The organism is Mixta mediterraneensis, assembly GCF_014946725.1.
GTDB classification, from domain to species: domain Bacteria; phylum Pseudomonadota; class Gammaproteobacteria; order Enterobacterales; family Enterobacteriaceae; genus Pantoea; species Pantoea mediterraneensis.
Genome location: NZ_JACFXY010000002.1, coordinates 464,949 through 474,961, shown reverse-complemented (window position 1 = coordinate 474,961; position 10,013 = coordinate 464,949). Strand labels below are relative to the sequence as shown.

Below are 10,013 nucleotides of genomic sequence, written 5' to 3'. Positions count from 1 at the left end.
TAAAACACTAATCTCCACTCTGGTCTCCAATGTCATCATTGGCAGTGCCTTAAAACTGCCATTTTTACCCTAGGTGGGTCAGATTTACATCGGCAGGTGGGCCAGTTTTACATCGGTAGCGACAATTGTTAAGGTAAACGGATTTGCCATCTACCTGCAGGCCGAATGGCTTGCTGTCTACCTCATCTTCCTGGCCACCACTACGGATAAGTTTCAAAAGGTCTGATATTTCTTTTTCAGTAAGAGCTGCGTTGTCTATTTTGTGAGCGCGCGCATTTCTCACCTTATTGACGTATTTCAATTCATCATATGAATATTTATTCAGCCCAAAATTAGAAGCAAGTTTTAGCTTGGCGGCGTAGGACATCGTAAGGCTCTCACCGAAGCCCTCAAAAAACTTTGCATTGCCTGAAGCTGCGCAGCAGAAGGCCTCAATCATTTGCTCTGTTATCAGGTGGACCCGTAAAACTACGCCGATGTCATCTTCGCTTGTTAGTGCGGATGTCACTCTGCCCCATGTTGTATCGTTGTTGATAAACATAGATTCGAAAATAGCTTTGTTCACAGTCATTCCTTTTAATTTGACACTTTTCTATGTGTTTTCCGGAGGAAAAATGGAATCTACACAGACTTTTTACTCGTATTTTGACTCTGATGGAAGGGAGCGTCTTCGTATAGGAATTCTGGATCAAGCCGAAGAAGGTTCTGGTTTTAATAATCAAAGGTTTGATCACATACCTGTAAAAACCATGGAAGTAAATCGTGGTGCTGATAATCAGTCATGGGAGCGCATTGGCGATAACGAGCAGTGGAGCGCGCGCTTCTCAGACGAGCTAAAATCTGAATGGTGTGGACTGTCCGAAAAGCAACAGAAGTTGTTATACGATGCTTTTCAGGAAATGGCCGATGATGCTTTCAATCTTGCTTGCGAGTTAAGAGAGCGATGATGCAACGTTAGGTTATTTCTTGCTTCCAATTGCATAAGATAGGCTTTAGGATTTATCCCATAAAACCTCATGGGGATAGGGATATGAAGAAGGCGGTTTTCGCTGCGCTGTTATGTTTATTTGGTCTGCCAGTATTTGCTTCGGTAAGCCTGACGCCGAATGAAGTTGAGTGGTTAAAGTCTAAGGCTGATGCGGCTTCTTTGAATTGCGACACATATTCAAAGGAAGGAAAAAAAAGCGTTAAAGGTTTAAAAATATCGATTCCGGATGCTTATTACAGTAAGTATAGGCTCTTACCTGAATCTAAGCTGAACTGTCTCCTTATGGAAGACCACCTTGGAAGTGGTGTCAATCAGTTGGTAGTGAATGAGGTAGCTAATATTGACGGGAACGAAGTAGAGATTCCTCATCATCTAGGCGCGGCAATCATCAAAGGGAATTCCGAATCAGAGCAATGGGTGGCGGCATGCTCTAAAGATGCAATTGATGACAGCGTGACATGCAACATTCACCAGAAAAACCTTTTTATCTTTAAGCAAGGGAATGGTTATACGGTAGTGGCGGCTGGTCGGGGCGCGCAAAGAGGAACTTCCTTTGTGAGGGTTGATAAAAGCAAAGCCTTAAAAAGTAATTCTGACGGTAGATTTGATGTTGACCAGTCACAAGCCATAATTTCTGCTTTTACAGAAGGGAAGAAGGCGATAGTAAGAAGCCCATCCTCTGATGGTGATAATCAAGATGAAACTATCAGCCTAGGTAATTTTACTTCAGCGCTGAAGGTCATGAACCTCATGGCTGACTCAAGAATGTAGACAAGATAATCAAAGAAACCTCGCTTCGGCGGGGTTTTTTTATTGCCTGGAGAAAACATGGCTGAACAACAATCACGCCTTGCGATCGTCATCGACAGCACTGGTGCGCAGCGTAACGCAGAAGGCCTTGCAGGCGCACTGGCAAAGATGACGCAGGCCGGGCAGAAGGCCGCAGATAGCGCTGGCAAGACAGCTAAGGCGACGGATCAGGAAGCGAAAGCTCTCTCTGACCTGCTCGACCGGATTGACCCAGTTAATGCTGCCCTGAACCGTTTAGACGACCAGCAACGTCAACTTGCTAAATTTCAGGCTAAAGGATTTATCGATACTGACACGTTTAGTGAGTACTCGAAAAAAATTGAGGATGCTCGAGGTCGCCTTACTGGTTTCGCCGATACAGCTGGGAAGGCAGGAATTTCAGCCAAACAAGCAGCGTATCAAATGCGCATGATTCCTGCGCAGATGACCGATATTGCCGTTAGCTTGGCTGGTGGGCAAAATCCATTAATGGTGCTGCTCCAACAGGGCGGGCAATTAAAGGATATGTTTGGAGGTATAGGTCCAGCAATCCGAGGCGTTGGCACTTATATCAGCGGCTTGGTGAATCCAGCTACTGTTGCAGCTGCATCAATGGGGGCGCTAGCTCTTGCTTATTATCAGGGAACGGAAGAGCAAGATGAGTTCAACAAATCGCTGATACTCAGCGGCAATACCCTAGGCGTTACGGCCGGGCAATTAGGCCAAATTTCACAGCAGGTTGCTCGCGTAACAAACACTAGCGTCGGCAACGCAGCATCAGTACTAAATCGGGTCGTAGCATCAGGTAAAATCTCTCGCGATACACTTCAGGAAGTTACAGCGACTATCATCAACATGAGTAAAGCGACCGGTCAGGCTACGGACGGAATGCTTTCTGACTTTGAAAAGATAGCGAAAGACCCGGTTGATGCGATAGCTAAGTTAAACGAGCAATATCACTTCTTGTCAGCCGAGACCTATAACCGCATTAAAGCTCTGCAGGATGAAGGCAACACTACCGATGCTGCACGTCTGGCTACCGTGGCGTATTCAGGAGAACTTAACCGGCGCACAGTAGAAATTAGAAATAATCTCAGCGATCTTGAAAGAGCGTGGGATGGCATTTGGTCTTCCGCATCGGCAGCTTGGGACGCTATGCGTGACTCCGGCAGGACTCAGTCACCAGAAAACCAACTTGCAACATTAGAAGCCAGCCTAGCCGATGCCCGGCAGCGACAAGCAGAAGGCGGAATCTGGAACAGGTTTACGGCAAATGCTAATGGCTACAACATTAGCGAAATGGAGCAACAGATAGCCACCCTGAAAAGTCAGATAACCACTCAGGGGGTTTTGAATAACGCCATTTCTGATTACCAAGAACGACAAGACAAAGCAATAAAGACACAACAGGAAGCAGATCGCTCCGGCCAGCAGTACATGAACAACGCCGAGCGTCGGGCTAAAGCTATCGAGAAAGAAAACAGCTTCCTGAAGGCCGGCGCCATTACCGCAGAGGAGTACGCCCGCCGAGTTTCTCGCATAAACGACATGTATAAGGATCCCAAGCAGCCTAAGGGGAAAGCCTATACAGAAGACGCCGGTGCAAGGATGCTTGACCAGTTGCGTCAGCAGCAGCAGGTGCTGATGAGCCAGGCCGACACTGGCGAGAAGATTGGCACGCAGCAGCAGGCGCTGATTAAGTGGGAGCAGCAGCTCTCAGACATCAAGAGCAAGCAGACGCTTACCGCTGACCAGAAATCACTGCTTGCCAGCGCCGACCTCATCACCTCTCAGTTGCAGCAGAATGCGGCGCTTGAGCGGCAGATTGAAACTCGTGAGAAGCTGCTGGCACTGGATAAGGCGCGCGCTGACATCACGCGAACCATCACCAACCGGCAGAGCCAGTACGCAACCGACGAGCTATTCGCCGGCGGTGGACTGAGCCAGAACGAGCAGCAGCAGTACACGCAGCGCCTTTCACTCGAGCAATCCTACAACGACAAAATCACGCAGCTTCGCCAGAACCGGGCGTCGGCTACGAGTGATATTGCCCGCGAAGAGATTGACCAAGAGATTCAGCTGCAGCAGCAGGCGCTGCAGACGGAGCTGAGCAACTACGACAACCACATAGCCCGAATGAACCAGCTACGCGGCTCATTCACTGCCGGCGCATCGCGTGCATGGCAGGAGTATCAGGACAGCGCTGCGAACGTTTCTGCGATGTCTGAACAGCTTTTCACCAATGCCTTCGGCAATATGGAAGATGCCCTGGTGAAGTTCGCTACGACAGGCAAGGCATCCTTCTCTGATTTCGCTAACTCTGTGCTCTCTGATATCGCCCGCATCGCTATCCGTCAGTCTCTGGTAGGGATAGGCTCAAGCCTGTCAGGCAGTCTGGGTGGCCTTTTTGGCGGCGCAGCAGCATCAGGAGCCGCTTCGGCTGCATCTTCAAGCAATGCCTTCTCCAGCGGTGCTTACAGCAACCTCAAGCTTAACGCGAAGGGTGGCGTATACGACTCACCATCTCTGAGCGCTTACAGCGGGGACATCTACGACTCACCAAAATTCTTTGCCTTCGCTAAAGGTGCTGGCGTATTTGGCGAGGCGGGGCCAGAGGCAATTATGCCGCTCACGCGCTCTTCTGATGGCTCGCTGGGCGTCAGGATGGTAGGCGGAGGCCAGGCAGCCTCTGTGAAGTCTGGTGATACGATAATTCATCAGACCATTCAGGTAAGCGGGAATGGTGACGCAGCGCTTCAGAGAGCCATGGAAGAGGCTGCGCGTAAGGGGGCAACAGACGGCGCTAAGCGGGCGCGTCAGGACATGCTGCAGGACTTCCAGACCAGAGGGCAGGGTCGCCGATTGCTGGGCGTATAAATAAGGAGTAAATAATGGCAGATGTACTGGAGTGGCCCGGACCAAATCCTTCCTCGTTAGACTGGCATCTCGAATCAAACACCAAAACCTTTCGCTCCCCATTTAACGGCTCATCACAGACAGCCCGGTTCCCCGGCTCCCGGTGGAAGTGCACCGTGGAGTATTCGGTTCTTGATGAAAACCAGGCCAGAAAGATTGAGGCGGTTATAGCCGCACTGGATGGAGAGTACGGGCGGGTGAGAATAAGGGACTGGGGCAGGGATGGCAAAGCGCCTGCTGGCAACCCGCAGGTTTCAGATCCAGAGCAGACTGGCACAACACTGACCACGAGCGGATGGACAGCTAACACCCTCGTGATGAAGGCGGGGGATTATTTCACCGTAAATTCAGAGCTGAAAAAGGTGACAGCAGATGTAACCAGCGACGCATCAGGCGTGGCCGCAATTACGTTCGCCCCAATGCTCCGCTCATCGCCGGATGCTAACAGCCCGTTAGAGGTTCAGTCACCGTGGGGGATTTTCAAACTGGCAGATAATTCACAAGGCGTTTTTAAGCGCTCACCCGGCCTGATTTCATCAACCACCATCGAATTTGAGGAGGCATTCTGATGCAGTATTCGCCATTTTCAGACTCCATGGTCGACTGGATGTCACGGGATAGAGTGACGGTGGCAATCGCCGCCAACGTGCAGTTTGAATCGGGAACAGTATATGTTCACTCGGGAACAGGCACGCTAACCCTGAATGGATTCGTGTATTACGGAATGGGCAGGATGGGGGCTATCGATGATGTTTCAGAGACAAGCACCACCAGTCCCTCACAGCTAAAACTCACGCTGTCTGGTCTGGATATATCCCTCTTTGCCACGACCCTGAATGAGCGTTGCGTAGGGAGAACCGCAGAAATATTTCTGGTGGCTATTGATGACAACGGCGTCCCGCAGGTTGCTGACCTTATTTTCCAGGGGAAGGTTTCCAGTACCGGGGCAACCGCTGGCGAAACCAATGCCCTGCAATACACAGTAAGCAACATTTTTGAGGACTGGCAGCGACCGTTCCCTGACCGTTATACCGATGAATCTCAACAGTCAGTTGAGCCAGGTGATCGCATATTTCGCTATGTTGCGCAGATGTCAGAACGGTCTATTTACTGGGGGAGCCAGAAGGACGCACCGGGATTTACCTATTCGTGAGGTTTTATGAAAAATTCTGACTGGCAAAAAAGCCTGGTAACCCTGATTAAGGCCGCTGAAAAGTGGCCTTTTTTATGGGGTGAGCATGACTGCTGCCTGTTCGCTGCCGACTGCGTCAAAGCGATGTGCGGAGAGGATTTCGCCGCAGAATTCCGGGGTACATATGACAGCGAAACGGGTGCCAAAAAGGCTCTGTTGCGTGGCGGTGGTTCACTCGAGAAGGTGATGGCACGATTTCTTGATGAAGTGAAGCCAGCGCTTGCACAGCGTGGTGATATTGCCGTGATTGAGAATGCTGGACGCAGATGCGCCGGGGTCATTTATGGCGGCGCCGTCTGGGTACCAGGAGAGAGAGGTCTGGTCGGGTTACGGGTTAAGCCGCTGAGCGCATGGAGGGTTCGCTGATGCCTGCAGCTATTCCAGTCATCGCTTCTGTTGCCGCAGGCATTGCTGTGGCAAATGAAGCATATGCTATTGCCATGGTGATCACCGTGGCCGCTCAGATCGCCTCTCAGGCGCTGGCAAAGAAGCCTTCTATCGATTCATACAGAGATATGCAGGAGAGGAAGCAGGTGCTGCGCGCCGCCGCAAGCGCCAAGACGGTTGTTTATGGGAAAACACTGTCAGCCGGGACACTCTTCTTTTCCGAAGAGCAGGCAGGCGATCAGACTGATGGTGAACTGTTACACCTTGCAATAACGCTCGCCGGTCACCCAATTACCGGCGTTGGGGCAATTTACCTTGGTGATGATGACATTTCGACCTATGGCGACAGTGCGTCATACGAAGTGCATATTGACCGGCAAACAGCGGATCCATACATGCTGGATAATTCGCCGTCATGGAAAGACGACATGATTGGCAAGGGCATCAGCTGGTTAAGGGTCACACTTAAGTTTGACGCTGAGAAGTTCCCGTCCGGCATCCCAAATATAACCGCAGAAAAGATGGGTCGCACCGTCTATGACCCTCGCACTGGCCTGACCGTTTACAGCAACAACGCCGCTCTTTGCATTCTGGATTATTACCGGAATTACCTGAAGGTTTCCGACGACAATATCAACTGGGACCAGTTCCAGGAGGCTGCAAACATATGTGATGAAAGTGTCACAAGTGAAAGCGATCAGACTGAGCCACGCTACACCATCAATGGTGAATTTGATCTGAGCGAAAACAAAGCAAGCATCCTTGAATCTATGCTTTCAGCCTGCTCAGGCGAAGCAACGTATATTGCTGGTAAGCACGGTATTTTGGTGGGTGCCTATTATGGCCCTGCCACCGAGGTTATCACTGAAAGTCAGCTGGCTGGCGATATTGAAATCATGCCAGAGGTTTCACAGTCCGATCGAGTCAATACCATTAAAGGCACGTTCACCGATCCACAGCAGCGATACTCAGAAGTCGACTTTCCGACTGTATCTGTTACGGAATGGGTCACTGAAGATGGGGTAGAAATATCCCAGGATTTAAAACTGAGGTTTGTTACTTCCGAGTTTCAGGCTCAGCGCCTTGCAGATATTAAACTTAAGCGCACCCGCATATCCAGAACGATGAACATTACCCTCAACTTAAGTGGGTATCGTTATCGGCCCGGTATGTATGTGAAGGTCAATTTCCCTTCGTTGGGTATCGTTGATGTTGAAATGCGGGTAACCGACTGGAAATTTGGCATCCAGAATGGCGTGCAACTGACGCTGAAGCAGGAAACTGCCGAGGTGTGGGCTGATGCCATTGGTAAGCCCATTGAGCGGCCACCATTCACGCAGCTTCCTACAGGTGGCGTAGCTCAGCCTCAGAACCTCAAATATACCGTTGAGGAAATTGGTCAGGTTGTGCAGGGCGTACTGTCATGGCAGAACATCGGCCAGTACGTTTATAACCAGGTCCTTATTCGTAAGGATGGAGAGCTGGTTCTTTCCGTTCAGGTGCCGGGATCGTTTACTCGCCTGACCGGCCTGCTTCGCGATACTTATACCGCGCATATAATAGCGGTGAACCAGATGGGAGCCTGGTCTCCAGAGGCATATCTTGAATTCAGCATCGAAGCGCCACCGCCTCCTTCTGCAGTTGAACAAAAGCAGGGTTATTTTGCTGTAACTCTCATCCCTCGCATTAATGAGGTCACAAATGTTTCGACGCAGTTTGATTTCTGGACTTCAGGGTTAACACAGCTTCCCAATTCCAGTCAGTCTACAGTTGAAGCAAACGCCAGCCGGTCTGGTATTGGCAGCAACTGGACTGCTCACGAACTTAAAATTGGCCCAACATACTACTGGTATGTGCGCACAATAAACGCGTTTGGCACGTCAGCGTTTGTTGAAGTACCCGTTGTGTGCAACACGGACACCGGTGAGCTTATTGACTACATAGACGAGGGAATTCGCAACTCTGAGGCATTCGAAAATCTCAGCGGTCAGATAGATACCAGTATTGAAGGGATTCTCCAGGCGGCTCTGGACAGTGACTCTACGACCACTCATCAGATGGTTCAGTCAGGGAAAAACCGGGCTGATATACTGAGCGTTCAGACGACGATTGCCAATAATGATAGCGCCTACGCTCAGAAGTTTGAGCAGATTCAGGCTCAGTCAGATGAGAACACATCATCTGTACAGCAGGTATCAAGTGCTTACGCAGACCTCAGCGGAAAGCTGTCTGCCCAGTGGGGCGTAAAAGTCCAGATTGATAGTAACGGAATGAAGTATGTTGCCGGGATGCAGTTGGGTGTTGAAGGAAATGGCGGGTCTACACAGTCTTTTGCTTTGTTCAGCGCGGATACTTTTGCAGTTTATAACACATCCAATCAAAGTTATCAGCTGGCTTTCACTGCGGTTAATGGTCAGGTATTTATAAATGATGCGTTAATCAACTACGCCTCGATAACTCTCGCCAAGATTGGATCCTGGTATTCAGCAAACTATGTGTCAGGCAGATCAGGGACAATCATGCGCGCTGACGGCTCGTTTGAGTTGTACGGCGGGAGCGGCACGGCTGGTGGCACTGTGTTTAATTCGGAAGGGATGGCGGTTTATGACTCAAATGGAGTTGAGCGCTTTAAAGCCGGGAGACTTAACTAATGGCCACATTTGGAATTCGAATTACCCCTGATGATGGGGGTAAGCCACTTATTTTAGATGGCTCTATGCGGTATGCGTCGTTCCTTGGTAGTGCAGCCTTACCGGCAGCGGCGCGATCCGTTAACTTAAAGCAAATGCCGTCCAACTCAATGCCAATTATAGTGCCGCGAAACCTTGTAAATCTTTATGAAACAGGAAACCCGTCAAGTCCGACCAATATTTACTATGGGCGCTCCCTGAGTTACAGCGGCAACACGCTAACGTATGATGTTGGTAATAACACAAACGGGGCAGCCACAGCAAATAACTATGCGGGAACTGTGGATGTCTTTTCCGTGGCTTATGCAGCCAGTCCTGGCGAAGTATACGGTGTCAGGATTACTAACGGTGCTAACTTCATGGAAATCACGGATACGTCGTATCTGGGGTTTGTTACATACAGAAGCACCATAAGTATAAACGGGGCCTGGACGATACCTTCCGATATTGTTGCTTTGGGTAACTATATTGTTTTTGCCAGATGGTCGGACGCGAATACGCCTTTATTTCTGGACAGGGATACTAACACCATAAGGACATACAATGCCTTTAGTAGCACAAACGGGTCGGAACAGGGTGGGTCTGTTTCAAACATACAAATTGTGGTCGTATCTTGTGGATTTACACCCGCTTTACCCGTCTCAGGATACGGTATGGTTATTCGCAACGCAGCTAACCAGGTGACCTATTCAAGCAGGTATCCACCAGTAATGTGGCCAGACGCATATTACGATATTCCTGGTTACGAGAACTATGACGACAGTACAGGCGAAGTGCTTTCATGGGCCAATCCGACAGGCAGTGTTTCACAGCCCATGATCCCGCTCTGTAGTTTGGGCATGCAAAGGGGCGACTACACCAGGGAGTCCAATGGCTGGCAATACAGAATATGTTTACAGTCAGGAATGAAAATGAGCGGGAACTCTGTTTCGAGCGCCAGAGCACGCTCAGCTGGGTCAGAAATACTGGTTGGCACTGCTCCCAAAGCGGTTCAGGCGTCGTGTCGCTTACCCTGTATTGATGCCAGCTATTACTTCTGAACAACCAATTA

General features: G+C 50.0%; 8 protein-coding genes and 1 pseudogene. 8 read left to right on the top strand and 1 reads right to left on the bottom strand.

What is annotated here, in order from left to right:
* Window positions 1-64: 64 nt before the first annotated feature.
* Window positions 65-565 (bottom strand): hypothetical protein, encoded by a 501-nt coding sequence (locus tag H2P46_RS06525; RefSeq protein ID WP_193404352.1) that lies wholly within the window; start codon window positions 563-565, stop codon window positions 65-67.
* A 49-nt stretch (window positions 566-614) separates the two neighbouring features.
* On the opposite strand from H2P46_RS06525, the gene H2P46_RS06520 reads away from it, so the two are divergent.
* The 8 genes and pseudogenes from H2P46_RS06520 (at window position 615) to H2P46_RS06485 (ending at window position 10,002) form a co-directional block, all read left to right on the top strand.
* Window positions 615-947: a hypothetical protein gene (locus H2P46_RS06520; protein WP_193404351.1), complete on the top strand. Its 333-nt coding sequence runs from the start codon at window positions 615-617 to the stop codon at window positions 945-947.
* Window positions 948-1,030: 83 nt separating this feature from the next.
* Entirely contained in the window at window positions 1,031-1,759 is a 729-nt protein-coding gene (locus tag H2P46_RS06515; RefSeq protein ID WP_193404350.1) for a hypothetical protein, read from the top strand.
* 411 nt (window positions 1,760-2,170) lie between these two features.
* Window positions 2,171-4,654: pseudogene (locus tag H2P46_RS06510) on the top strand (phage tail tape measure protein); the annotation flags it as partial.
* Between the two features lie 14 nt (window positions 4,655-4,668).
* Window positions 4,669-5,262 (top strand): hypothetical protein, encoded by a 594-nt coding sequence (locus tag H2P46_RS06505; RefSeq protein ID WP_193404348.1) that lies wholly within the window; start codon window positions 4,669-4,671, stop codon window positions 5,260-5,262.
* Window positions 5,262-5,846, top strand: a complete 585-nt coding sequence (locus H2P46_RS06500) for a hypothetical protein (protein WP_193404347.1) — start codon at window positions 5,262-5,264, stop codon at window positions 5,844-5,846. The genes H2P46_RS06505 and H2P46_RS06500 overlap by 1 nt, the downstream gene beginning before the upstream one ends.
* Before the next feature lie 6 nt (window positions 5,847-5,852).
* Complete coding sequence (locus H2P46_RS06495) at window positions 5,853-6,251, top strand: DUF6950 family protein (RefSeq protein ID WP_193404346.1); 399 nt, start codon at window positions 5,853-5,855, stop codon at window positions 6,249-6,251.
* Window positions 6,251-8,923 (top strand): phage tail tip fiber protein, encoded by a 2,673-nt coding sequence (locus H2P46_RS06490; protein ID WP_193404345.1) that lies wholly within the window; start codon window positions 6,251-6,253, stop codon window positions 8,921-8,923. Before H2P46_RS06495 ends, H2P46_RS06490 begins: the two co-directional genes overlap by 1 nt.
* Window positions 8,923-10,002, top strand: coding sequence for a DUF6453 family protein (locus H2P46_RS06485; protein WP_193404344.1), 1,080 nt, complete (start codon window positions 8,923-8,925; stop codon window positions 10,000-10,002). The genes H2P46_RS06490 and H2P46_RS06485 overlap by 1 nt, the downstream gene beginning before the upstream one ends.
* Window positions 10,003-10,013: the final 11 nt, after the last annotated feature.